Consider the following 1,350-nt stretch of genomic DNA (forward strand, 5'->3'; position numbering starts at 1 on the left):
GCGCCGGCGGGGGGGCGCGGTGTTTTTAAAACTACCCGGCCCTAATAACGCCCCCCCGCCCGCCCCCCCCCCGCCCGCGCCATTGGTCGGCGCGGTCACCACGCGGCCGCCGGCGGCGTTCTCTTCGTTGACCGCCAGCGCGTACAGGTTCACCCAGTCCAGCGTGGTCAGCGGGTCACGCATGGCCGCTTCCGGCTTGGACGACAGCTCGCGGTACAGCGCCGGTGCGCGGCGCGACACGTGCAGGCCACCGGGCAGCGTGCCTTCCTGGCGGATGCCGCGGGCGCAGCATTGCTGCATTGCGTCCCAGATCTCGCGCAGCTGGTCGCGGATCTCGTCTTCGCTGCGCCAGCACTTTTCGTTTTCGAACATCAGCTGGGCAATGCTCAGGCCGCTGCGTGCGGTCTGCGCGAGCAGCTCGTCGCCGCTCTTGAACGGGTAGGGCAGCGGGGTTTCATCGGGCACGATGCGGTCATCGGCCGCGTCGTCCTGGTTGACCACGAAGCCACCGCCCACCGAGTAGTAGTCGCGGGTGGCGATCACCTGGTCCTGCGCGTCGTAGGCGGTGAAGCGCATGCCATTGGTGTGGTACGGCAGCTTCTGGCGCTTGTTCAGGCCCAGGTCGCGCTTCTCGTCGAAGGCGATCTCATGGGTGCCCATCAACCGGATGCGCTTGCTGCTGCGGATCCGCTCGAGCGTACCGGGGATGATGTCCGGGTCGATCTGGTTCGGGCGCTGGCCTTCCAGCCCCAGCAACACGGCCTTGTCGGTACCGTGGCCGCGGCCGGTCAATGCCAGCGAGCCATACACGTCGGCGCGGATGCGCACCACGTCCTGCAGGCAGCCCGGGTCCAGCAGCCAGCGGTGCACGAAGCGTTCGGCGGCCTTCATCGGTCCTACGGTGTGCGAGGAGCTCGGGCCAATGCCGATCTTGAAAACGTCGAACGTGCTGACAGCCATGATTGCCAAACTGCGGGTATCGGATGGAGCACTATTCTATGCTGTCCGCGCCCGCGACCCTGGCTGCAACGCAACATATGAGCCTTATGTTCATCCTGTACCAACGCGACGACTGCCACCTGTGCGACCTGGCCCTTGCGGTCCTGGCCCAGGCCCGGGTCCCCGGGCTGGACAGTGTGTTCATCGACGATGATGCGGCCCTGGAGGCGCGCTACGGCAGCCGGGTGCCGGTGCTGTGCGATGGGCAGGGCCGGGAGCTGGACTGGCCCTTCGATGCCGCCACCCTGTCGGCGTGGATGGCCGGACCCCGGTAGCGGGGGGGGGGGGGGGGGGGCCCCCCCGCGCGCCCCCCCCCCGCCGGGGGGGGTGGAGCAAAACGAGCCCCCCCCC

The 1,350-nt window shown here is 68.8% G+C and carries 2 protein-coding genes; one reads left to right on the forward strand and one right to left on the reverse strand.

All coding sequences use genetic code 11. From position 1 onward, the window contains the following. On the reverse strand, window positions 1–960 hold a 960-nt coding region (locus QMX79_RS20740; protein ID WP_282248457.1), incomplete at its 3' end, for an L-serine ammonia-lyase. A gap of 86 nt (window positions 961–1,046) precedes the next feature. On the opposite strand from QMX79_RS20740, the gene QMX79_RS20745 reads away from it, so the two are divergent. Beyond that, complete coding sequence (locus QMX79_RS20745; RefSeq protein WP_282248458.1) at window positions 1,047–1,274, forward strand: glutaredoxin family protein; 228 nt, start codon at window positions 1,047–1,049, stop codon at window positions 1,272–1,274. The last annotated feature ends 76 nt before the right edge of the window (window positions 1,275–1,350 follow it).

This window comes from Stenotrophomonas sp. PS02300 (assembly GCF_029959395.1).
GTDB lineage: Bacteria > Pseudomonadota > Gammaproteobacteria > Xanthomonadales > Xanthomonadaceae > Stenotrophomonas > Stenotrophomonas maltophilia_AD.